This is a genomic window from Variovorax sp. FW305-3-2-15-B-LB1 (genome assembly GCF_058787635.1).
This window is the reverse complement of sequence record NZ_JBYSZY010000008.1, coordinates 32488-53129: the sequence shown is the minus strand read 5'-3', so window position 1 is coordinate 53129 and position 20642 is coordinate 32488. Positions and strand designations below refer to the sequence as shown.

The 20642-nt window shown below is 69.7% G+C and carries 22 protein-coding genes; 12 read left to right on the top strand and 10 right to left on the bottom strand.

The window, feature by feature from the left end:
- The first annotated feature begins 163 nt into the window (after positions 1-163).
- Both AC3WQR_RS07385 and AC3WQR_RS07380 read left to right on the top strand, forming a co-directional pair.
- Complete coding sequence (locus tag AC3WQR_RS07385) at positions 164-1567, top strand: NHL repeat-containing protein (protein ID WP_492741599.1); 1404 nt, start codon at positions 164-166, stop codon at positions 1565-1567.
- 73 nt (positions 1568-1640) lie between these two features.
- On the top strand, positions 1641-2396 hold the full coding sequence (locus AC3WQR_RS07380; RefSeq protein WP_492741597.1) for a tRNA-uridine aminocarboxypropyltransferase: 756 nt from the start codon (positions 1641-1643) through the stop codon (positions 2394-2396).
- A gap of 11 nt (positions 2397-2407) precedes the next feature.
- Here AC3WQR_RS07380 and AC3WQR_RS07375 read toward each other — a convergent pair whose 3' ends face one another.
- Together AC3WQR_RS07375 and AC3WQR_RS07370 are read right to left on the bottom strand one after the other, a co-directional pair.
- On the bottom strand, positions 2408-3295 hold the full coding sequence (locus AC3WQR_RS07375; protein ID WP_492741595.1) for an amidohydrolase family protein: 888 nt from the start codon (positions 3293-3295) through the stop codon (positions 2408-2410).
- Positions 3296-3409: 114 nt separating this feature from the next.
- Positions 3410-3700 (bottom strand): hypothetical protein, encoded by a 291-nt coding sequence (locus AC3WQR_RS07370; protein WP_062474377.1) that lies wholly within the window; start codon positions 3698-3700, stop codon positions 3410-3412.
- A 157-nt stretch (positions 3701-3857) separates the two neighbouring features.
- Between AC3WQR_RS07370 and AC3WQR_RS07365 the strand changes: the two genes are divergently transcribed.
- Positions 3858-4058: a hypothetical protein gene (locus tag AC3WQR_RS07365; RefSeq protein ID WP_062474379.1), complete on the top strand. Its 201-nt coding sequence runs from the start codon at positions 3858-3860 to the stop codon at positions 4056-4058.
- Between the two features lie 16 nt (positions 4059-4074).
- On the opposite strand, the gene AC3WQR_RS07360 is transcribed toward AC3WQR_RS07365, so the two are convergent.
- Together AC3WQR_RS07360 and AC3WQR_RS07355 are read right to left on the bottom strand one after the other, a co-directional pair.
- A complete protein-coding gene (locus AC3WQR_RS07360) occupies positions 4075-5070 on the bottom strand; it encodes a Bug family tripartite tricarboxylate transporter substrate binding protein (protein WP_492741593.1) in 996 nt (331 codons plus the stop codon).
- Positions 5071-5111: 41 nt separating this feature from the next.
- On the bottom strand, positions 5112-6332 hold the full coding sequence (locus AC3WQR_RS07355; protein ID WP_492741592.1) for a M20 aminoacylase family protein: 1221 nt from the start codon (positions 6330-6332) through the stop codon (positions 5112-5114).
- A gap of 128 nt (positions 6333-6460) precedes the next feature.
- On the opposite strand from AC3WQR_RS07355, the gene AC3WQR_RS07350 reads away from it, so the two are divergent.
- On the top strand, positions 6461-7447 hold the full coding sequence (locus tag AC3WQR_RS07350; protein ID WP_492741591.1) for a LysR family transcriptional regulator: 987 nt from the start codon (positions 6461-6463) through the stop codon (positions 7445-7447).
- On the opposite strand, the gene AC3WQR_RS07345 is transcribed toward AC3WQR_RS07350, so the two are convergent.
- The 3 genes from AC3WQR_RS07345 to AC3WQR_RS07335 form a co-directional block, all read right to left on the bottom strand.
- The gene (locus AC3WQR_RS07345) at positions 7438-9042 is read right to left on the bottom strand and encodes a phospholipase D-like domain-containing protein (RefSeq protein ID WP_492741590.1); all 1605 of its coding nucleotides are present in this window, start codon (positions 9040-9042) and stop codon (positions 7438-7440) included. The two genes, AC3WQR_RS07350 and AC3WQR_RS07345, sit on opposite strands and share 10 nt — an antisense overlap.
- 94 nt (positions 9043-9136) lie before the next feature.
- A complete protein-coding gene (locus tag AC3WQR_RS07340; RefSeq protein WP_070095020.1) occupies positions 9137-9388 on the bottom strand; it encodes a cell division protein FtsQ/DivIB in 252 nt (83 codons plus the stop codon).
- An 89-nt stretch (positions 9389-9477) separates the two neighbouring features.
- A complete protein-coding gene (locus tag AC3WQR_RS07335; RefSeq protein ID WP_159272271.1) occupies positions 9478-11574 on the bottom strand; it encodes a S8 family serine peptidase in 2097 nt (698 codons plus the stop codon).
- A 107-nt stretch (positions 11575-11681) separates the two neighbouring features.
- On the opposite strand from AC3WQR_RS07335, the gene AC3WQR_RS07330 reads away from it, so the two are divergent.
- Entirely contained in the window at positions 11682-11954 is a 273-nt protein-coding gene (locus AC3WQR_RS07330) for a hypothetical protein (RefSeq protein ID WP_492741588.1), read from the top strand.
- An 11-nt stretch (positions 11955-11965) separates the two neighbouring features.
- On the opposite strand, the gene AC3WQR_RS07325 is transcribed toward AC3WQR_RS07330, so the two are convergent.
- Positions 11966-12187 (bottom strand): DUF7661 family protein, encoded by a 222-nt coding sequence (locus AC3WQR_RS07325; protein WP_143599026.1) that lies wholly within the window; start codon positions 12185-12187, stop codon positions 11966-11968.
- Positions 12188-12296: 109 nt separating this feature from the next.
- On the opposite strand from AC3WQR_RS07325, the gene AC3WQR_RS07320 reads away from it, so the two are divergent.
- Complete coding sequence (locus AC3WQR_RS07320; RefSeq protein ID WP_492741587.1) at positions 12297-12614, top strand: hemagglutinin; 318 nt, start codon at positions 12297-12299, stop codon at positions 12612-12614.
- An 11-nt stretch (positions 12615-12625) separates the two neighbouring features.
- Here AC3WQR_RS07320 and AC3WQR_RS07315 read toward each other — a convergent pair whose 3' ends face one another.
- Entirely contained in the window at positions 12626-13345 is a 720-nt protein-coding gene (locus AC3WQR_RS07315; protein ID WP_492741586.1) for a hypothetical protein, read from the bottom strand.
- A gap of 111 nt (positions 13346-13456) precedes the next feature.
- Between AC3WQR_RS07315 and AC3WQR_RS07310 the strand changes: the two genes are divergently transcribed.
- The 4 genes from AC3WQR_RS07310 to AC3WQR_RS07295 all read left to right on the top strand — a co-directional run bounded on the left by AC3WQR_RS07310 (position 13457) and on the right by AC3WQR_RS07295 (position 17718).
- Complete coding sequence (locus AC3WQR_RS07310) at positions 13457-14374, top strand: protein NO VEIN domain-containing protein (protein WP_095947426.1); 918 nt, start codon at positions 13457-13459, stop codon at positions 14372-14374.
- A 157-nt stretch (positions 14375-14531) separates the two neighbouring features.
- Complete coding sequence (locus AC3WQR_RS07305; protein ID WP_062474398.1) at positions 14532-15833, top strand: UDP-N-acetylglucosamine 1-carboxyvinyltransferase; 1302 nt, start codon at positions 14532-14534, stop codon at positions 15831-15833.
- Between the two features lie 126 nt (positions 15834-15959).
- Positions 15960-17000 carry an NAD(P)H-dependent flavin oxidoreductase gene (locus AC3WQR_RS07300; protein ID WP_492685322.1) on the top strand — a complete coding sequence of 347 codons (1041 nt, stop codon included), beginning with the start codon at positions 15960-15962 and terminating at the stop codon, positions 16998-17000.
- A 40-nt stretch (positions 17001-17040) separates the two neighbouring features.
- On the top strand, positions 17041-17718 hold the full coding sequence (locus AC3WQR_RS07295; RefSeq protein ID WP_070059384.1) for an alpha/beta hydrolase: 678 nt from the start codon (positions 17041-17043) through the stop codon (positions 17716-17718).
- Here AC3WQR_RS07295 and AC3WQR_RS07290 read toward each other — a convergent pair.
- The gene (locus AC3WQR_RS07290) at positions 17693-18313 is read right to left on the bottom strand and encodes a TetR/AcrR family transcriptional regulator (RefSeq protein ID WP_492741585.1); all 621 of its coding nucleotides are present in this window, start codon (positions 18311-18313) and stop codon (positions 17693-17695) included. The two genes, AC3WQR_RS07295 and AC3WQR_RS07290, sit on opposite strands and share 26 nt — an antisense overlap.
- 50 nt (positions 18314-18363) lie before the next feature.
- Between AC3WQR_RS07290 and AC3WQR_RS07285 the strand changes: the two genes are divergently transcribed.
- Both AC3WQR_RS07285 and AC3WQR_RS07280 read left to right on the top strand, forming a co-directional pair.
- Complete coding sequence (locus AC3WQR_RS07285; protein WP_492741584.1) at positions 18364-19482, top strand: DUF2855 family protein; 1119 nt, start codon at positions 18364-18366, stop codon at positions 19480-19482.
- A gap of 142 nt (positions 19483-19624) precedes the next feature.
- Positions 19625-20536 carry a DUF3014 domain-containing protein gene (locus AC3WQR_RS07280; protein WP_492741583.1) on the top strand — a complete coding sequence of 304 codons (912 nt, stop codon included), beginning with the start codon at positions 19625-19627 and terminating at the stop codon, positions 20534-20536.
- The last annotated feature ends 106 nt before the right edge of the window (positions 20537-20642 follow it).

Sequence of the window (20642 nt, the reverse complement as noted above, 5' to 3'; positions counted from 1 at the left end):
CGGACGCGTCGTTCGTTCCCGCTACCGCGCGGCCGCAGGGACAAGCGTCGCCGCATTTACTTGTTTTCGGGGATGGTCCCGGCGCACGGCAATTACAAAAATAGACATTCAGAAACAATTGGGCGCTCCAGCCGGAGAGCGGGTTTCTCCAAAGAGGCGTCGGATGCTTTCCAAGCGAGCGAGTTTTTACGGGCGCTGCAGCGCCATGGCCGGTGTGATCGTGCTGCTGGCGGCCTGCGGCGGTGGTGGGGGAGGCGGCGGTGGCGCGGGTTTCCTGCCGATCGTCGCGCCGGCACAGCCGCAGCCTGAGCCGGCGCCTCCCGTGGTCGTGACCCACACGGTCGGCGGCACCGTTACTGGCCTCACCGGCAGCCTGGTGCTCCAGAACAATGCGGGCGACGACCTGAAGCTCACGGCCGATGGCAAGTTCACCTTTACCACCGCGCTCGTCGAAGGTGCGGCCTACGAGGTCAGCGTACGCACCCAGCCGCTGTGGCAGTTCTGCACCGTCAGCAAGGGCAGCGGCAAGGCGGCGGCCGACGTCGGTGACGTGGCGGTCGCGTGCTCGGCGGTGCAGGCGCAGGTGTCCACGTTCGCCGGATCGGGTACCACCGGCTCGGTCGATGGCAACGGGACCGCCGCATCGTTCTACCTCCCGTACAGCGTGGTCGTCGGCAAGAGCGGCGGCCTGCTCGTGTCCGACGTAGGAACCAATCTCGTGCGAAAGATCTCGCCTGCCGGCGATGTCTCGATCTTTGCGGGCGGCGGTGCCGGTGGTGGCTCGGGGGATGGCAACGGCACGGCCGCATCGTTCGCGGGGCTGGCCGGTCTTGTGCTGGATGCTGCGGGCAATGCCTATGCAACGGAATTCAACGGCAACCGCATCCGCAAGATCACGCCGGCAGCTGACGTGACCACGTTCGCCGGGAACGGCAACAGCAGTTCGCTCGATGGTCATGGCACTTCCGCCACGTTCAATGCACCTGCGTCGGTCGCTACAGATGCCGCCGGCAACCTCTACGTGACCGAACTCTTCGGCGCCGTCATTCGCAAGATCACGCCTGCTGGCGACGTCACCACGCTGGCCGGTTCGGGTGCGCTGGGTTTCGCCGACGGCACCGGGAGCGCGGCGTCTTTCAATATGGCCTATGGCATCGCGGTCGACGCGGGCGGGACCGTCTACGTTGCCGATGGCGGCAACAACCGCATCCGCAAGATCACGCCCGGTGGCGTGGTCACGACGCTGGCGGGTTCGGGGCAGGCCGGGGCGGCCGACGGGGCCGGCAACTCGGCATCTTTCCACCAGCCGAGCGGCCTGACGGTGGACAGCGACGGCATCATCTACGTGGCCGACACGGGCAACAGCCTGCTGCGCAAGATCACGCCGGCGGGCGTGGTCTCCACGATCGCCGGCCAGCCTGGTGTGCTGGGCGCGCAAAACGGCATCGGCACGGCAGCCACGTTCAAGCAGCCTTATGGGGTGACGGTGGATGCCGCTGGCAATCTGTACGTGGCCGACACCTTCAACAACCTGATCCGCAAGGTCACGCCGGTTCGCACGCCCTGATCCCGAGGCATCGCGTCAGTGTCGGTGAGGGCAGGGGCCGCCTTGCGACGGCAACGCCACCGAGAATCGGTGCATGCCTCACGCCGTCTCCCTCCTTCGCGCCGCGCGCCTGGCGCGCAGCGCCAAGCCTTTTCTTGCCCGTGGCGGTTTCAAGCGCGAGCGCTGTGCGGGCTGCCGGCTGGTGCCCAGCCATTGCATGTGCGCCGTGCGCCCTCCGGTGGCCACGCGCGCGGGGGTGTGCTTGCTCATGGCCGACATCGAGCCGCTCAAGCCCACCAACACCGGGTGGCTGGTGGCCGACGTGGTGGCCGACACCTTCGCCTTCGGCTGGGCCCGCACCGAGACCGATCCCGCGCTACTGGCGCTGCTGGGCGACCCGCAATGGCAGCCCTATGTGGTGTTCCCGGGGCAGTACGCGGCGCCCGAGCGCGTGGTGCTGGGCGTTCCTGCATCGCCTGATGCGGCCGGTGGCGGCGTCGCGAAGCGCCCGCTGTTCATTCTGTTCGACGCGACCTGGGCCGAGGCGCGCAAGATGTTTCGCCGCAGCCCCTACCTCGACCGGCTGCCGGTGCTGAGCCTGCAGCCCGAGCAGATCACGCAGTACAAGCTGCGCAACTCCGGCCGCAGCGACCACTTCTGCACCAGCGAGGTGGCGGCGATGTGCATGGACCTGGCGGGCGAGCAGGCCGCTCAGCAGACGCTGGACGCCTACCTGGGCGTGTTCACGCACCACTACCTGTGCGCGAAGAACCAGCAGCCGGTCGCGTGGGACGGCGCCGCGCACCAGCGGCTGCGCGAGGTGGCCGCGCGGCGCGATCAGGCTGCCTGAGATGGTCCGCCTCAGCGCAGGTCGAACAGCGCCGCCGCGTTGCCCCAGGCGATGCGCTGCGCCACGGCGGGCGGCAGGTCGCCCAGCCAGGTGCGGTAGCCGCGCATGATCTCGTCGTAGGCGCTCCAGCGCTGGTTGACCCAGGTGTCGGAGCCGACCATGAAGCGATCGGGGTGCTTGAGGATCAGCGCGTGCCATTCGGGGCACAGGCGCCCGTCCTCGCAGGTCAGGCCGGGGCGGTACGAGAGTTCGCCCATCAGCAGCGGGTAGCGCTCCAGCATCGCCTGCACGCGCTCGACCGGCGTGCCGCCGATGCCGGTGTGGGCCCAGATGAGGCGCAGCGCACGGCCCTTCGACGGCGCGTTCGCCATCAGCAGGTCGACGGCCACATCGTCCACGTGCGCGAGCACGGCGAGCTTTTTCTCTTCGGCCAGCGCGATGAGCTTCTTCGCCACCGGGCCGTTGGCGTTGGCGCTCTCGTACAGATGGAATTCGCCGAGCCCGCGGTAGGGGCCGCTGGCCGTGCCGCGCGCCAGTTCGGCCAGCACCATCTCGTGGATGGTCTCGTCGCGGAACCAGTTGTTGTAGTCGTCGCGGTTGCGGTACAGGCGCACGAAGGGCACCACGGTGACGCCGGCGGCGCGGGTTTCGCGCGCGGCGGCCAGGGTCTGCGTGCCGGCGTTGGGCCGCGAGTTCGCGATGATGGCCTTCACCTGGTTGCGCTGCATGCGCGCGAGCGCCTCGGTGGGCGGGAAGGGGCCGGCGGTGCCGTCCCAGGCTTCCTGGTTGTAGTGCAGGTGGGTGTCGAACAGCGGGCCGTCGTAAGGCGCGGCGGTTTGCGCGTGGGCTTGGGACAGGGCCAGGGCCGCGCAGGCGGCGATGCAGGCAATGAAGCGCATGGGGTTCTCGCGGTGAAGGCCGGGGAGCCGGATTACATCACCCCGGATCACCGCATCGGCACAGCCGCACCCTTGTCGCCGGGCGCGACCTCGAGGCGATCGCGCGGGCCGGCGTCAGCTGCCGGCCGGATGCGTCGTCGCCTTGCGGCTGCCATCCAGCGAGTACAGCTGCGGGCGGTCTTCCACCGCGACCGCCACTGCCTCGGTGCCGTGCTCCGCGGCGCGCGGTTGCCGGTACAGCTCGTTCTCGAGCCGCCGGGCACGTTCCGCGTACATGCGGGCGAGGGCGCTGTGATGCTCTGCGGCAGCCTGGTGTTCGATGCGTGCCATCTGCGCCTCTTCGAGCAGCGCCGAGGCACGTTTCAAATAGGCCGTGTGGGTGGGCCGAAACAAGAAGTCGAACATGGTTTCACACTCCTTTCCGCTGCAACAACGGTGCAATCATTGTGAACGAATGGCCTCAAAACGCCATCGCTTCCTGTGGCTGCGACGCATCGAAGAAGCGTTCTGTTTCACTTGAGTCAGACAGAATCGGTGGCGAAGAGAGGGGGTTCGATCACCGATGAGCAATGAGGTTCGTTTTTGTCTGGAATACCGGCTTGCCGAAGGCGGGCCCGCGCATGCCGTGCAGACCGCGTGGATGGTCGATTCACCGGCCACGCGTGCGCAGATCGAGGAAATGATTGTCAACGCGCGCGCGATGAATGCCGCGCAGGCGAAGTGGTGGGTGGAGGAGCGCCAGGGCGGCGACGCCCCGCGCTGAAACGACCCGGCGGGCCTCAGTCGCGCATGTTCGCGAACTTCACCAGCGTCGCGTACTTGGCTGTGTCCTCGCGCATGATCTGCCCGAGGTCTTCCTTGCCCGTGGCGGGAATGGAGCCGCCTTCTTCCAGCCGTCGGCGGATCGCCGGGTCCGCCAGGCCGGCCTGCAGCGCCGCGCGCAGGCTCTGCACGATGGGCGCGGGCAGGTCCTTCGGGCCCGCGAGCGCGAACCAGCCGCTCAGCTCATAGCCCTTCAGCTGCGGATGCTCGCCGAGCGCCGGCACCTGCGGCAGGCCGGGAAAGCGCTTGGCCGACGACACACCCAGCGGCACGATCCGCCCGCCCTGCAGGAAGGGCGCCGCGGCGGTGGGCGACACGATCGCGAAGTCCAGCGTGCCGCCGACCAGGTCGCTCGTGAGCGGGGCGGTGCCGCGGTAGGGAATGTGCGTGAGGAACAGGCCCGCGCGCTGCTTGATCTGCTCACCCACGAAGTGCAGCGTCGAGCCCACGCCCGAGCTGCCGTAGCTGAACTTGCCGGGGTTGCGTTTGGCCAGGGCGATGAACTCGTCGAGGTTCTTCACGCCCACCTTCGGACTCGCCACCAGCAGCACGGGCGCGAAGGCGAGCAGGCTGACCGGGGTCAGGTCTTTCACCGGGTCGTAGCGCTGCGCGGGGTTCACCAGCACCGTGGCTGCCATTTCGTTGCTGGAGCCGGCCAGCAGCGTGTAGCCGTCGGCCGGGCTGCTCACCGCGCGCTGCGCCGCGACCACGCCCGCGGCGCCGGTCACGTTCTCGACCACCACCGTCGCACCGAGCTTGGCCGAAAGAATGTCCGCCGCCACGCGCGCGGCCATGTCGACCGAGCCGCCCGGCGCGTAGCCGACCAGCAGCTTGATGGGCTTGGCGGGGTAGGTACCCTGCGCGAACGCGGGGGCGGCGGCACAGACGGCGGCGGCGCTGAGCGCGCTCAAGACCGCGCGGCGCGAAACGGAAGAAGAAGGAAGACGGGTCATCGCGGTTCCAGTACGAAAGAGTGGGAAAGGAGAAGGCCCGCTCAGGCCTGCGCGCCCAGGAAGCGCCGCACCAGCTGCACCCAGTAGCTGGCCGCGATCGGCAGGATCGCGTCGTTGAAGTCGTAGCCGGGGTTGTGGACCATGCAGCCGCCGGTGCGGTGGTGCTCGCCTTCGCCGTTGCCCACGATCAGGTAGCTGCCGGGGCAGCGCTCCAGCATGAAGGAGAAGTCTTCGCTGCCCGTGAGCGGCGCCAGCGGCGGCAGCAGGCCGTCGTCGCCCAGCCAGTCGCGCGCGACCTGCCGTGCGAAGCGGGTGGATTCCTCGTCGTTCACCAGCGCGGGGTAGCGCCAGTGGTAGTCCACCTCGGCCTTCACGCCGAGCGTGACGGCCTGCGCCTGCGCCAGCTCGGTGATGCGCTCGCGCAGCATGGCGCGGATCTCGGGGCGGTAGGCGCGCACCGTGAGGCGCATCTGCACGCTGTCGGCAATCACGTTGGGCGCGTCGCCGCCGTGGATCGCGCCCACTGACACCACCGCCATCTCGCGCGGGTCGACGTTGCGCGACACGATGGTCTGCAGCGCCACGACGATGTGCGCCGCCGCCACCACCGGGTCGGCCGACAGGTGCGGCGCCGAGCCGTGTCCGCCGCGCCCCGTCACCGTGATCGTCACCGAGTCGGACGAGGCCATGAACGAGCCTTCCTTGAAGCCGAACTTGCCCGCCGGAAAGCCGGGCATGTTGTGCAGCGCGAAGATGGCGTCGCAGGGAAAGCGCTCGAACAGGCCTTCTTCCACCATGCGGCGCCCGCCGCCCAGGCCTTCCTCGGCCGGCTGGAAGATCAGGTGCAACGTGCCGTCGAAGCCGCGCTCCTGCGCGATGACGCGCGCGGCGGCCAGCAGGATGCTGGTGTGGCCGTCGTGGCCGCAGGCGTGCATCTTGCCGGGCACCTGGCTGGCATAGGGCAGGCCGGTGGCTTCCTGGATCGGCAGCGCGTCCATGTCGGCGCGCAGGCCCAGGCGCCGCGTGCCCGTGCCGCATGTCAGCGTGGCGACCACACCGGTGCCGGCCAGGCCGCGGTGCACTTCGTAACCCCACTCGGCCAGGCGCGTGGCCACCAGCTCGCTGGTGACGTGCTCTTCGTACGCCAGTTCGGGGTGCGCGTGGATGCGGTGGCGCAGGCCGACCATCTCGGGCGCGATCTCGCGCACGGCGGGCAGCACGCTCTCGAGGGCGGCGGCGTTGTCGACGGTGTAGGTCGTCATGGGGGAATCTGTCTCCTTGCTGTCTTGCGGCGAGTCTAGGAATTCGCTGCCCGCCGGGGCAGACAGGCGCCGCCATGCGGAGGCGGGCGGCGCCTGTCGCTGCGGACGGCTGCGGATAATCGGCCGCCATGAAGCTGCACCAGCTCCGCTATCTCGCCGCTGTCGCCTCCGAAGGCAGCATCCGCGCCGCCGCGCGGGCACTGGGCGTCACCCAGGCCACGGTCACGCAGGGCCTGCGCGAACTCGAGGCGCATGCGCAGGTGGCGCTGTTCACGCGCCACGGCGGCGGCATCGCCTTCACGCCGGCCGGGCTGGAGCTGCTCGAACATGCGCAGCGCGTGCTGGCCCAGCTGCGCCAGGCCGAAGACACGCTCTCACGCCACCGCGACACCGGCGCGCAACAGCGCCTGACCGTGGCCATCACGCCCTGGATCACGCAGACCCTGCTGCCGCGCGTGGTGTCGCTGTTTCGCGAAGAGCTGCCGCACGTGCAGCTCGAGATGTTCGACGGCCTGTCGGCGCTCAGCTACCCGCGGCTGCGCGAAGGCAGCCTCGACCTGCTGATCGGCCGCATCGGCCCCGACGAGGCCATGCAGGGGCTGCAGGCGCAGCCGCTGTTCCGCTACGACATGACCGTGGTGGCGCGCCGCGGCCATCCGCGGGCCGGTGCGCAGTCGATGGCCGAGCTGCTGCAGGACGACTGGGTGCTCAACTTCACGCCGGGCGAGGGCGCGAGCTTTCTCGACAACCTGTTCCGCCAGCACGGCCTGGCCGCACCCGTGCAGCGCATCCAGCTGGCGCATTCGCCGTCGATGATGCTGGGCCTCGTGCGCAAGACCGACATGCTCACCTTCTGCCCCTGGCCGCTGGTGGAAACCGAGAGCCTGCGCCATGCGCTCGTGACCTTGCAGCTGCGCGAGCGCTTCCACAGCAACGTCGTGGGCATCGTGCGCCGCGCGCAGGAGGCGCCGTCGCACGCGGCGGCGCGCTTCATCGCGCACTTCCTGGCGCAGCTGCCGGCCTGGCAGGCCTCGGACGATCCGGAGCTGCGGCGGGTGCTGCACTCGGTGGATTTCATCGAGGCGGCACCGGACGGCCCGTTGCCTCACCCGTGATAGTCGCTCCACGACATGCGCACCATGCCCGGCGGCGTGGGCGTGCCGGCTGAGGCCAGCGTCACCGGCGGGTCGTCGTCCACGCGGCTTTTGGCGCGCGAGTCCCAGTCGTCGAGAAAGACCTGCTGGTAGTACTGCGCCACTTCTTCGTTGTGGATGATCAGCCCGGCGTCGCGGTTGCGCAGCACGCCGTCGCCCGACCAGTTGGTGCTGCTCACCAGCACCGCCTGGCCGTCCACGACGATGCCCTTGTTGTGGATGCTGCCCTGGACGCGGAACACGTCCTGGCTGCAACCTGCCTCGACCAGCTTGCGGATGTTGTCGGCCGCGCTGGTGCTGCCCAGGATGATGCGCAGGTCGAGGCCCGGCTCGGTGCTGCGCTGCGCCAGCTTGCGCAGCAGCGCGCGAAAGTCCGCGTCCTTGTCGGCATCGCTCCAGGTGATGTAGGCGAACTGCAGGTACAGCGAGACCTGGGCGCTGTCGATGAGCGCGTTGATGTGCGGCAGGTAGTTGTCCGGCGTGAGCACGGGCTGCACTTTCACCGTGGTCTTCACCGCCGGCAGCCGCGCGGGTTCGACCGGCACGACGGGCCCCGCGAAGGCCACGGCCTGCTCCAGCAGGTGGTCGAGCGGCACGAACACGTCGGGCAGCGTGAGCTTGGGCGCCACGTCCAGCGCCGCGTCGGCGGCGCCGTCGGCTTCTTCCTTCTCGGAGGCCTTGAGGTCGTGCAGGATGTACTTCTCGAAGACCTTCGAGAGCACGGCGTCGTTGCAGATCACATGCCACTCGCGGTTGCCCTTGCTGAACATGCCCTTGGCCTGCGCGGGCGTGGACACGGGGTCGATGTCGGGCTGGCTGCGCTTGCTCCAGTTGCCGCTCGACAACCAGAAGGCCTTGCCGTCGCGCACCGCCACTTTCTCGTGGTACGCGCTGGCGAAGCGACGGCCCTTGCCGCACTGCACGAGCCAGGCGGTGAAGTCGGCCTCCTGCTGCAGCTTGCGCAGCTTCTTGCGGATGACCTGTTCTTCTTTCGTCATGCCGTCGTCCCAGCTCAGCGCCGCCGCGATGCCGCCGTCGCGCACGAGGTCGATGAAGACCTGGGCGACGTGGTCGGCGTTGAAGTCGTACATCGCCACCGACAGCGAACGCGTCGTGCCTTCGAGAAAGGGCCGCAGCACCGGCCACCCCGCATCGGGGCCGACGTGGCACAGGAAGGGCTGCTTCACGTTGTAGACCTTGTCGATGGGCTGGCCCGCAGGCGGCTTGTAGACGAGGTTGACGGCCGCTTCGGCGAGCGCGTTCACCGTGTCCTCGAAGTCCGTGCTGGCGGCCAGCTGCCGCGCCGGGTCGGCCTGCATCACGCAGACGCGGTAGGGGCCGAGCTGCCGGGGCGCGCGCTCGGCCACGGGCACCTCCGACACGGGGCGCTTGCGGTCGACCAGCACGATCACGGCGGGCTCGCGCAGGAAGCGGCCGTCGACCAGCGGAAAGCCCGGCTCCGCCGCCACGTAGCCGGGCAGAGCGGCCAGCTGCGCCTGGTGGGTGGCGATCACCGACCGGACCGCCGCGCGCGCGGCATCGTCGAGCACTTTCATGGGTGTTCCTTGGGCTGGGTTGTTGTGGGGCACGCGTGTGCGGGCGCCTGCCGGCATGGCATGCGCGAAGGCAGCGACCCGGGTGGGTCGCGTGTCAGGAGATGTTGGGCAGCCGGCGCGACAGCTCGACCGACTCGACGGCCGGGTCGGCTTCGAGTTGCTGGAGCTTGTCCAGCGGAATCTCGGCCGAGAACAGGCCCGGCGAGATGTCGGCGCGCGCGGCGATGTAGTCCGGGCGCTCGGCGCCCTCGCACAGCTTGACCAGCACGACGACGCGCTCGCCCGACACCGGCGCGGGGGCGGCCGAAAAGTCGAGCTTCTTGAGCGAGCGCAAGTCGATGGGCATGAGAGGGCAGATGGGGGCGGGAACACAGATTACACCCCCCGCTCGGGTTCGGCACAACCGCACCGGGCGTGGGGGTCATGGCTGAGTCGTCAGATCGCGCCGCTGCCGGCGCGGCCGTCGCCGCGCTGCGGGTCCCAGCCGGCCGGCCCCGCGCCGGGCTTGACGCCTGCCTTCAGCCTGGCGCGGATATCGGCGATGGTCAGCTTCTTGCCCGCTTTGTGGGCCTTGGCCAGCATCAGCGCGACCAGCCCCGTCACCGCCGGCGCCGCCATGCTGGTGCCCGACTTCTTCACCATGCCGTCCTTCGTGCGCGACTGCGCGGCCTTCACCTGCACGCCGGGGGCACTGACCTCGGGCTTGGGCCGGCCGTCGCGCGTCGGGCCCGCGCTCGAGAAGCTGGCGGCCGGCTCGCCCGTCTTGCGCGCGTCGTACGCGCCGACCACGATCGACAGTTTTCCTGTCGACAGCGAGCCCAACAGGTGCGACTTCACCGGCTGGCCGAAGTACGACTGGCCGCTGTCCAGGCGCTCGATCCAGGCGTGGAACGGCACGTCGTCGGCGGCCAGGGCGTGCAGCCGCACCTTGAACTCGCCGTCGGGCCAGTTGGGTGCGAGCCAGATGCCGATCACGTTGTCCTTGTTGTTCGGGTCGGTGATGCGGCTGCTGAGGAACGCGGCGATCTCGCCGTTGCCCGCGCCGAGCGGAAAGTTTTCGCCCGGTGCGACGCTGGCCAGCACCTCGCCATCGGGGCCCAGCAGCTCGGCGCGCAGGCGCTGGCTGCCGCCGTACCAGAGCTCGAACTCGCCGCCCTTGCCGTTGACCAGGGTCCACGACACATCCAGGTGCCCGTTGCCGGTCACCGTGCCCGCCGTGTGCGTGTTGTCTTCCTGCGAATTGCCCGCCGCCAGCACGATCGCGCGGTTGGGCTTTTGCGACACGAGCGCATCGAAACCCTGCTCGACCAGCGAGGTGCCGTCGTGCGGGCCGCCGTTGGTGCCCAGGCTCAGGTTGACGACGCAGGGCCTGTCGCCGGCCCGGTCGAAGATGAACTTCACCGCTTCGAGCATCTGCACCGAATCGCCGAAGGAGCTGAACACGGCGTTGTGGCCGGTCCAGGCGATGTCGCGGGCCGACATCTCGACGAAGATCAGGTCGGCCTTGGGCGCCACGCCGGGTTGCAGCGAACCCCGGCCGTTGCCGCCGGCGATGTCCATCACATGCGTGCCGTGCGAACCCGGGCTGCCCGGCATGCCCGCGCCGGGGTCGTAGCCCAGCGCCTTGTACGGGTCGGCCTTCTTCAGCGCCTTGTCGATGTCCGCCGCCTCGAAGAGCCGGCCGTAGCCGTAGGGGCTGTTCGCCTTGGCCGGCGCGCCTTGCTGCCACAGCGCCAGCAGGCGCGTCTTGCCGTTGGCTTTCAGGAAGTTCTGGTGCGCGAAGTCGCCGCCCGAATCGACCACGCCGATCACCACGCCGGCGCCGCCCGCCGTGCCGGCGAGCGCGGGGTTGTCGGCCTGTACCCCCATCGAGGCGATCGTGTTGTTCAGCGCCGGCAGCACGGGCTGCGAGGCCTTCATGCTGAGCACGGCCGGATGCTGGCGGATCGCCTCGGCCTTGCCCAGCGGAATGCGGCCCGTGACGAGCACCGTGCCGTCGTCGGCGGTCCCGATGTCGGAGCCCGCATCGACGTCGGGAATGTCGGCCCACTCGGCATGGCTGGTGACGCGCGCCACCACCGGCACCGAGTCGCCGTCGGCGGACGAGATCGGCATGCTCTGCTTGCCCGCGCGGCGGTTCATCACCGCCAGTTGGAGGCGCGGGTCCATCGAGGTCTCGACGTCCATCGGCAGGCGCTGCAGTTGCGCGAGCCCGAAGGTCGACACGGGGGAGAGCCGCGTGCACAGCGCATCGGCCGTGCCGGCGAGCGCGGCGGTGAGGGCGGGGGAGGCCTCGCCCGGCAGGTGGCCCGCGGCGGGTGCATCGGCCTGTGCCGACTGCGCCACCATCGCGGCGGCCATCTCGGGCGGGAGGTCGACCCAGCTGTTGAGGAGCTTGATCTGGCCGGTTACGTGGAGCCGCACGCTGCCGGACGACAGCGCCGGCGTCAGCACCCCGTGCGGCATCCTGGGGACTTTCGTATCAGCGGGCGAGGGCTTCTTCGCGGCGACGCGCTTCTTGGCTGGGGCCATCGGTCGGATCTCCTTGCGCAGGGGGACGGGTGGGTACCGCGAGGTGTAGCAGATTGCCGTGTCATCTGTCACCCCGGCTTGGGCAAGGAGGCGGTCAGAATCGCCGCATGAAAGTGGTGTTCAAGCTTCTGTTCGCGTACCTGGTGGCGAGCCTGCTGTCGACGGCTGTTGCGCTGGTTCTTTTTCCGCTGCATGCGCATGTGCCTGCGGTGGTGGTGCTGCTTGCGTTTCCGCTGGTGCCGTGGACCTTGCTTGGCAACCTCGTGAGCGAGGGCTTCAGGGCCCGGGAGGTGTTGCCGTTGCTTGTGTTCGTGCTGGCGTTCGGCGGCGTGGCCTGGCTGGCGTTTTGTCGCTCATCGACGGCGGCTGCACAGCGATAGTCGCGCCAAGCTCACTTCGCCCCGATCTCGAAGACATCGCCGTTCGTCGGCGTCGCGTTCTCGTGGTAGATGTCGTAGAGGTACTGCGCGAGGTCGGCCGGCGCCACGTCCGGTGGAATCGCGAGCTGGGCGAGGCCCAGTTTTCCGTCGGCGCCGACCCAGTGGCTGCGCCAGCGGGCATCGGTCATTTCGACGCGCAGGGTACGGCCGAACACATTGAAGAGGTGGCGCATCGTCGGGGCTCCGGGCATGCACGAAAAGAGATGTGGGGACAGCCACTGTAGCGTCCTCGTCGTATGCACAATGGGCCGAATCGCCCGTCACATCCACTCCAGAGTCCGCATGGCAGACCTCAACGTACGCCAGACCTACGAAGCGGCCGTGGCCGCGCTCGGTCCTGCTGCCGAGCGGATGCTGGCCGATGGTGTGAGTGAAGAACAGGTGGCGCGCTGGATCTTCGCGCAGCGGGACGATCTCAAGCTGCACTACCGCGCGCTGACGCCCTCGGACGCGTTGCAGGCCCTCGAAGCCAGGTCGCACAGCCGCTACGGCAACACGCTGGGCCCGTCGATCGAGCAACTGCGCAGCGCGGGCAAGTCGTGGCGGGACATCATCGATTCGGCGGCGCGGCCGGGGACTCACTACCGCCAGGGCGATTGATCGTTCGTTCGCTACGTGCCGCTGAGCCAGCGCCCGGAGTTCGCGCAGACCTGCGCCGGTTCGCCGTTCACCCGGACCTGCTCTTCATCGAGCTGCGACGCGGTGACCGGATCGACATCGAAGCCGACGCCGAGCAGGCGCGCCACCTGCGCGTCTTCGATCGACAGCTCCCAGGTCAGGAACAGCTGCGTGCGATCGAGCGAAGACGGGAAGTCGGCCGCATCGAAACCGTGGACGCTGCCGCGCGGCACGACGGCGTGGGGCTGGCCCGTGTCGAACAGCAGGGCCGTGCCCCGGGTGAGCGGAATTCGATGGCCCGTGACGGGGAAATGCACGTCCAGGCCCTTGTCTTCACTGAGGAACAGGTTGCAGAAGGCCGCGCCGCCGTACTGCGCGCCGTCGTGGTGGTAGCGCGCGCCGCGGCAGGCCATCAGGGCGACGTCGCTGGCGGGCAGCAGCGTGGCGGGCAGGCCGAGCGTGCCCAGCCAGCCGGACATCGCCTGCACGCACTGCGCGTAGTCGGGCCAGCGCGCGCGTGCGCGGGCCAGCGGCATGGGCTCGACATCACCGGGTTCGAGCGGCACGTTCGTGGCGATCTCCCGCTGCCAGTCGGCCACGAGGCGGGCCGGGGGCTCGGGCACGTCGAGCAGGGCCGCGTGCACGATGCCGCTCACGCTGCGGCTGCGCAGCGTGTCGCCGTGCCAGAAATAGGAGGTCAGCAGGTCGTGCATGCGAGGGCTTTCAAGGCACGGAGGGTACACGCGGCGGGGCACCGGGCACCGGGGAGCGACGGCCGATGCGGCATACTCCCACCCCCTCCCAACTCGCCAGAATTCCGCTGAATGGACAAGGAAGTCGACCCCTCCGTGCTCGCCGCCATCGATGAGATGCGGCTCTCCGGACCGCGCCTCACGCCGGTCGAAATCGTCGCCAAGATGGGGGTGTTCGACGCACGCGACAAGCCGTTCGAGCACGCCTGGCTCGCCACCGGCGACAACGTCATCGCCACCATCTGGGGCGAGTACGTGAGCGTCGCGGCCGGTGGCCGCTGGTTCTACCTGGAATCGCTCGACGCCCAGCGCCGCCCCGGCGGCGGCGTGCGCAGCGCCCAGCAGGCGCAGCGCGCCAAGGACCGCCTGGCCCTGCTCAAGCGCACCTTCGACGCCGGCCAGGGCTTCCGCGCCGTGCTGCAGACCAACCGCGTGGCCATTGCCGAGCTCGAGAGCAACAAGAGCGCCAAGGTGTCCACCCGCGTGCGCGACGACGCCGAATGGCACGTCGCGAGCTGGGAACCCGAGCAGCAGCTCGCCGTGCTGGTGCGCGGCGCGCGCGGCTGGGTGCCGACCGAGGCCGACATCACGGCCGCCAAGGCCCGCGGCGGCGTGCCGGCGGCCGACGACGCCGACGCGGCCCCGGCCGGCCCGACCACGACGGACGCCGTGCAGGCCGCCGCCATGGCCTACGTCATGGGCCACTTCAAGGGCTACGGCTACAACGCGGAAGACGTCACCAGCAAGGCGCTGGGCTACGACATCGAGGTGTCGAACGCCAAGGGCGCGATGCTGCTCAAGGTGGTCGTGAAGGGCACCGCCCCGGCGCTGCCGACCTTCGCGCTCACGCCCGAGGAAAGCCTGTGCGCCGTGCGCGAGCCGCTGTGGCGCCTGCTGGTGGTGGCCGACGCGGGCAGCGCGACGGCGGCGCACAAGATCTACAAGCCGACCGAAGTCGACCAGGCGCCGGGCTTCCAGCGCAAGGCCTGACCGGCCTCCCAGGCAAACGCCGCGGCCGCACCAGTGCGCCGCGGGCGTTTCCAAATTCTTACAACTGAGCCCCCGGAAACCCGTCGTTTCCAACGGTAAAGTTCCGCCGTCCGGCGCGAACAGTTCGTGCCTTCGCCCCCTCTGTTCGCCCCCCTTCATGTCCAACCTCATCGTGCACGGCGGTACGCCCCTTCGCGGCCGCATCATTCCCTCCGCCAACAAGAACGCGGTGCTGCCGGTGCTGTGCGCCACCTTGCTCACCGGCGAGCCGCTGCGGCTGCACGGGGTGCCCGACATCACCGACGTGCGCAAGATCCTCGACATCTTCCGCACGCTGGGCAGCGAGGTCCGCATGGACCACGAGAGCGGCACGCTCGAACTGCACCACCGCGCCACCACCTTCGATGCGGCGCTCCACCGCCTGCCCGAGGAAATGCGCTCGTCGATCATGCTGGTGCCGCCGCTCCTGGCGCGCTTCGGCGTGGCGCGGCTGGAAGACAACGTCAAGGGCTGCACGCTGGGCGTGCGCGAGATCGATCCGCACGTCGAGGTGTTCCAGCGCTTCGGCGGCCAGGTGGAGCGCACCGAGGGCTCGCTGCTGGTGTATGCGCCCGGCCGGCTCACGCCCACCGACCACTGGCTCGACTACGCCTCGGTGACGACCACCGAGAACTTCGTGCTGTGCGCGGCCGCCGCGGGCGGCACCTCGACGCTCACCAACGCGGCCTCGGAGCCGCATGTGCAGGAGTTCTGCCGCTTCATGGCCATGATCGGCGTGCGCATCGAGGGCATGGGCACCTCGCGGCTCACGGTGCATGGCGGGGGCGCGCTGGGCGGCGGCGAGTTCCGCTTCGACGAAGACTTCCACGAGATCACCACCTTCCTGGCGCTGGGCGCGATCACCGGCGGCGACGTCGTGGTGCGCAACAGCGCGCCGGGCAACTTTCCGCTCATCGACCGCACCTTTGCCAAGTTCGGCGTGCAGATCGAGCATGCCGACGGCTGGTCGCGCGCCATCCGCAGCGGCCCGCTGAAGGTGCAGACGCCGTTCACCAGCAACGTGCTCACCAAGGTGGAGGCCGCGCCGTGGCCGTACTTCCCGGTCGACCTGCTGCCGATCTTCATTGCGCTGGGCGTGCGCGCGCAGGGCAACGCGATGTTCTGGAACAAGGTGTACGACGGCGCGCTGGGCTGGACCGGCGAGCTGTCGAAGTTCGGCGCGCACGTGTTCTCGTCCGACCCGCACCGGCTCATCACCTTCGGCGGCCACGCGCTCACGCCGGCGGTGGTCGAGAGTCCCTACATCATCCGCGTGGCGATCGCGCTGTTCATGGTGGCCGCGAGCATCGAGGGCAAGTCCGAGATCCGCAACGCCACGCCGATCCGGCGCGCGCATCCGCGCTTCGTGGAAAACCTGCGCAGCCTGGGCGTGCAGGTGGAGTGGACCAGCGAGGAGTGAGCCTGCGGCAGGCTGCGCGCTGCTGCTGACCTGTCCCGCTGCCCGATGACCCCGCGGGCGCCGCGCTCAACGGCTTGGCCGGACAATGCCGTGCATTCGACACACGGACACAGGAGCGCACCCCGAATGACGACGTTGCAACAGATCCTCGGCACCGAACTTCCATTGATCCAGGCGCCGATGGCCGGCGCGCAGGCCAGCGCGATGGCGATCGCGGTGTGCAACGAAGGCGCGCTGGGGTCGCTGCCGTGCGCGATGCTCGGCCCCGACGCGATGCGCAGCGAACTCGCGGCGATCCGCGCGGGCACCGACAAGCCCTTCAACGTCAACTTCTTTGCCCACACCCCGCCCACGCCGGACGAGGCACGCGAGGCCGCCTGGCGCGCCGCGCTGGGGCCGTACTACGCCGAGTTCGGCATCGACCCCGCGGGCATCCCGACCGGCCCCGGGCGCAACCCCTTCAGCGCCGAGGTGGCCGACCTGCTGGCCGAGTTCAAGCCGCCGGTGGTGAGCTTCCATTTCGGGCTGCCGCCCGAGCCGCTGCTGGCCAAGGTGCGCGGCTGGGGCGCGAAGGTGCTGGTTTCGGCCACCACCGTCGACGAGGCGCTGTGGCTCGAGGCGAAGGGCGTCGACGCGGTCATCGCGCAGGGGCTGGAGGCCGGCGGGCACCGTGGCCATTTCCTGTCGCACGACCTCACCAAGCAGCTCGGCACCTTCGCGCTGCTGCCGCAGCTGGTGCGCGCATTGAAGGTGCCGGTGATCGCGGCCGGCGGCATCGCGGATGCCGACGGCGTGGCTGCGGCCATGGCGCTGGGCGCGGCCGGCGTGCAGGTCGGCACGGCCTATCTGCTGACGCCCGAGGCCATGACCAGCGCACTGCACCGCGCGGCGCTGAAGAGCGAGGCCGCGCGCCACACGGCGCTCACCAACCTGTTCACCGGCCGACCCGCGCGCGGCATCGTCAACCGCGTGATGCGCGAGCTGGGGCCCATCGGCCCGGCGCCGGAATTTCCGCTCGCCACCTCGGGCATCGCGCCGCTGCGCGCGAAGGCCGAGGCGCAGGGCAGCGGCGATTTTTCTCCGCTGTGGTCGGGGCAGAACGCCACCGGCTGCCGCGAGGTGTCCTCGGCCGAGGTCACGCGGGCGCTGGCCAAGGGCTTTCGCTGAGCCGCGCCGTCCGTCATTTTTTTCCAGACCCTTCCGACCCATGACATCGCTCCATCTGCCCCTGCAGTTCCTGCACCATCCCGCACCCTCGGGCGGCCCTGAACCCTGGCTGCTCGTGCTGATGCACGGCGTGGGCAGCAACGAGCAAGACCTGTTCGGGCTGGCGCGCATGATGCCGCCGCAGTTCCACGTGCTGAGCCTGCGCGCGCCGTATGTGCTGTCGCCCGGTTCCTACGCGTGGTTCGAGTTCCAGGTGCTGGCCGACGGCGGGCGCCGCATCGACGAAGAACAGGAGCGCGAAAGCCGCTTCCTCATCGGCGAGATGGTCACGTCGGCGTCGCAGCAGCTGGGCATCCCGCCCGAGCGCGTGGTGGTCGGCGGCTTCAGCCAGGGCGGGATCATGTCGCTCTCGCTGCTGCTCACGCAGCCCGAGAAGCTGCGCGCCGCGCTGGTGTGGCACAGCCGGCTGCTGCCCGAGGTGGTGCCGCACATTGCGCCGCCCGAGGCCTTCGCGGGCAAGGCGCTGTGGGTGAGTCACGGCAGCGCCGACAACGTGATTCCGCCGAGCGCCGCACAGGCCACGCGCGAGCTGGCGCGCGGGCTGCCGCTGGCGCTGTCGGGCTCGGACTTCCCGGGCGCGCACGAGATCCGCCCGGCCGAGCTGCAGGGCACGCTGGCGTGGCTGCAGGCGCTCAGCGCGCCAACAGCCGCGCCATGACCATCGCCTCCATTTCGGCGACCCAGGCGTCACCCGTCGCGTCGTCGGGCTGCACCAGCAGCCGGTAGCGACGCCCGCCCCAGGCGGCGGTCAGCAGCGCCTGCACGGTGGCGGGCGAGGGCGGCGGCTGCAGGTCGCGGCAGGCGGCGAAGGCCTGCGTCCAGTGTGCGAGCAGCTCGTCGTACACGCGGCGGTGGTGCTTGGGTTCGGCCACGCGGTGCTCGAGCATCAGCATCTCGTGGTCGAAGGCGGGCAAGCCGTCGAGGTGCGTGTCGCAGGTGAGGCGCACGAGGCGCTGCGTACGTTCGCGCCAGTCGATGCCTGAAGGCGCGATCACGTCCGCGTCGAGCCGCGTGAGCAGCGCCTCGACGCAGTGGCGCACATAGCCCGAGAGCAGGGCTTCCTTGTCGGGAAAGTAGTCGTAGAAGGTGCCGACGGCGATGCCGGTTTCGAGCGCCACGGCGCGCGTGGTCACGCCCTCCCAGCCCTGCGCGCGCCAAATCCGAACAAAGGCGTCGTAGATGGCCTGCACGGTGAACTTGCCGCGCGCCTGGGTGGGGCGTTTCAGGGGCTTGGAGCGGGGTGCGGCGGGCATGGACCAGGTTTCCGAACCCGCGGCGAAGCGGGCCGTCCTACAGTTTGCGAATGAACAACGCATTCACTTTAACCCGCCTCGAAACGCGCAAGAACGCACTCGGAACCACCCGCATCGTCACTTCGGAAGACGCCGGCACTCTGCAGCCGGGCGAGGTGCTGATGCAGATCGAGCGCTTCTCGCTCACCACCAACAACATCACCTACGCGGCCTTCGGCGATGCCGTGATGAAGTACTGGCAGTTCTTCCCCACCGGCGATGCCGACTGGGGCCACATGCCGGCCTGGGGCTTTGCCGACGTGGTGGCATCGAATGTCGAAGGCGTGGCCGTGGGCGAGCGCTTCTACGGCTACTTTCCCATTGCGAGCCACCTGCGCATGCAGCCGGTGCGCGTGACGCCGCGCGGCTTCTACGACGGCGCGCCACACCGCAGCGAGCTGGTGTCGGCCTACAACCAGTACATGCGCTGCAGCCACGACGCGGGCTACGTCGCCGCGCTGGAGGACTACCAGATGCTGGTGCGCCCGCTGTTCATCACCTCGTTCATGCTGGCCGACTTTCTCGAAGACAACGGCTTCTTCGGTGCGACGCAGGTGGTGGTGTCGAGCGCATCGAGCAAGACCGCGTTCGGCACGGCCTTCTGCCTCGGCCGCCGCGAGGGCCTGCAGCTGATCGCGGCCACGTCGGAAGGCAACCGCGCCTTCGTCGAGGCGCTGGGCTGCTACGACCGCACGGTGGCCTACGGCGAGATCGCCACGCTCGCGGCCGACGTGCCCACGCTGTACGTCGACTTCGCGGGCCACGACGACCTGCGCGCCACCGTGCACCACCACTTCGGCGAATCGCTGGTGTACGACTGCTATGCGGGCTCGGCGCAGAAGACTGAATTCCTCGGCGACACCAGTGCGCTGCCCGGCCCCACGCCGAAGCTCTACTTCGCGCCCGTGCAGATCCGCAAGCGCAATGCCGACTGGGGCCCGCAGGAGGTCAATCGCCGCTTCAACGACGCGCAGGGCCGCTTCATCGCCGAGCTGAGCCGCCCGGGCAACCGCTGGATGACGCTCGCGCAAGGCAGTGGCTTCGCGCATGCGCAGGCCGTGATCGCCGACCTGCACGCGGGCCGTGTCGATCCGCGCGAGGCGCACGTGGTGCGCATCGGCGGCGAGTGACAGCGTGAGCGACTGAACTTCGGCGCGGGTGGGGCGTCACAGGGGGTTACGAGAACGTGGCGATCGTGCGGGTCGTGCAGGCCATCCTGGTGCACCATTGCCTTTCGTCTCCCCACTGCCATCCCGCAAAAGGAAACCGCCCATGTCCGACGCCGACTCCCCCCGCGACACCCCTGAATTCCGACCCCGCAAGGAAGCGCCGATGGGCACCATCGTCGGCCTTGCGCTGGTCGTGCTGGTGGCGGCTTATTTCGGCTGGCGCTGGTACCAGCAGCAGCAACTGGCGCCGCTGCCGACCGCGCCCGTGGCCGTCGCCCCGAACGACGCGCCCCCTGAGCCGCCCAAGGTTGAAGAGCCGAAGGGCCCGCAGAACCCGGTCGAGGCGCTGGCCCCGCCCGATGCCGCGCTGCCCGCGCTGGCCAGTTCCGATGCGCGCGTGATGAAGGCGCTCACCGAGCTGCTGGGCGGCAAGGCCGTGGCGGCCTACCTGCAGTCCGACGGCGTCGTGCGGCGCTTCGTGGCCACGGTCGACAACCTGCCGCGCGAGCAGGCGCCCGCCAGCAAGTGGCCGGTGCAGCCCGCGCCGCAGCGCTTCATCACCGAGGGGCCACAGCAGGGCGGCGTGCAGACCATCGCGGCGAACAACGCCGCGCGCTACAACGGCATCGTGATGCTGGCCGGGGCTGTCGATCCGGCCAAGGCGGCGGCGGTGTATGCGCGGCTGTACCCGCTGTTCCAGCAGGCGTACGAAGAGCTGGGCTATCCGGGGCGCTACTTCAACGACCGCTTCATCGCCGTGATCGACCACCTGCTGCAGGCGCCCGAGCCCACGGGGCCCGTGCAGGTGAAGCTGGTCGAGGTGAAGGGCGACATTCCCTCGCAGCGGCCGTGGGTGCGCTACGAATACGCCGACCCGAAGCTCGAATCGCTCTCGGCCGGCCAGAAGATCCTGGTGCGCATGGGGCCCGAGAACGAGCGCAAGATGAAGGCCAGCCTGCGCGGGCTGCGCGCGCAGATCGCCACCGGCGAGATCGCGAAGAAGAAGCAGCCCTGAGGCGCGATGCACTGACAGCGCCCCGCCTGCACGCCCTGTAGGCGCGGGCCGATTGCATGCGGCGCGAAGGGTCGAGATGATTTGCGCCTACGACTTCGAGGGCAAG